Source organism: Campylobacter sp. 1569 (assembly GCF_024723675.1).
In the GTDB taxonomy this organism is placed as follows: Bacteria; Campylobacterota; Campylobacteria; order Campylobacterales; family Campylobacteraceae; genus Campylobacter_D; species Campylobacter_D jejuni_C.
In genome coordinates, this window is the sequence record NZ_JANQDB010000045.1 from 1 (window position 1) to 1,148 (window position 1,148).

Annotated in this window: 2 pseudogenes; both read left to right on the forward strand. The window is 30.8% G+C overall.

Annotated features, from left to right (window positions below):
* Positions 1 to 752 (forward strand): annotated as a pseudogene (locus CAMP5060_RS08080) (sodium-dependent transporter); the annotation flags it as partial.
* A gap of 9 nt (positions 753 to 761) precedes the next feature.
* Positions 762 to 1,148: pseudogene (locus tag CAMP5060_RS08085) on the forward strand (sodium-dependent transporter); the annotation flags it as partial.

Genomic DNA, 1,148 nt, shown 5'->3' on the forward strand with positions numbered 1-1,148 from the left:
CTCCGGATTTTTCCAAGCTTGGAGTGGGAGCTTTTTTGAGTGCATTGGGACTTGCTTGTTTTTCTTTATCTATTGGAGTGGGCTCGATTATAACTTATTCTGCAAGTTTATCAGATAAAACAAATTTTATTACAAGTACTATTAATATTATTATTATTAATATTATCATTGGTATTATGATGGGGCTTATTGTATTTACTTTTATATTTGAATTTAATGGCAATCCAGCTCAGCAAGGTCCAGGTTTGATTTTTGTATCTTTGATGAGTTTGTTTTCAAATATTGACCCAATTGGCTTTTTACCTTTGGGAAATATTTTAGCTGTGGCTTTTTTTATTGCATTGTTTTTTGCAGGGATTACTTCAGCAGTTTCCATGATAGAACCTTTAACTTTTTATTTAATCAATTCTTATAATTTTACAAGAAAAAAAGCTTTGATTTTTATAGCTTTCATTGTATATTTTTTGGGAAGTTTGTGTATTTTATCAGGAATTGAGTGGAGTAAAGATTCTTTAGAATTTTTTGGAAAAAGTTTTTTTGATATATTAGATTTTATTGCTTCAAATTTAATGATGCCTTTAGGTGGATTATTTGGTGCAATTTTCGTAGGTTTTGTGCTTAAAAAAGAAGCTTTACAAACTTTATTTTATCCTTATATGAGGGGTAAATATTTTGAGTGTTGGTATTTTTTTGTAAGATATATCTCGCCTTTAGCGGTGATTTTAATCATGGTAAAACAATTATTTTTTTAAGGTTAAAAGATGAATGAAAAATTTTCTAAAATAGGTTTTGTATTAGCAGTGGCAGGTTCAGCCGTTGGGCTTGGAAATGCTTGGAAATTTCCAACTTTAGTGGGTAACAATGGCGGATCAGCTTTTGTAGTGGTGTATTTGCTTTTAACCTTAGGTGTGGCTTTTGTGATATTTTTAGCCGAACTTAGCATAGGAAAACTTAGTGAAAAAGACCCGGTGAATGCTTATTATACTTTAGCACCAAAAAATAAAAAGGCATGGTCACTTGCGGGATTTTTTATGCTTGGTGCTATTATTTTGGTGTCTTTTTATAGTGTTGTTATAGGCTGGATAGCAAAATATGCTTATTTTGGATTTTTTGAATTGCCTAAAGATACAAATGAAGCAGGCGCTATC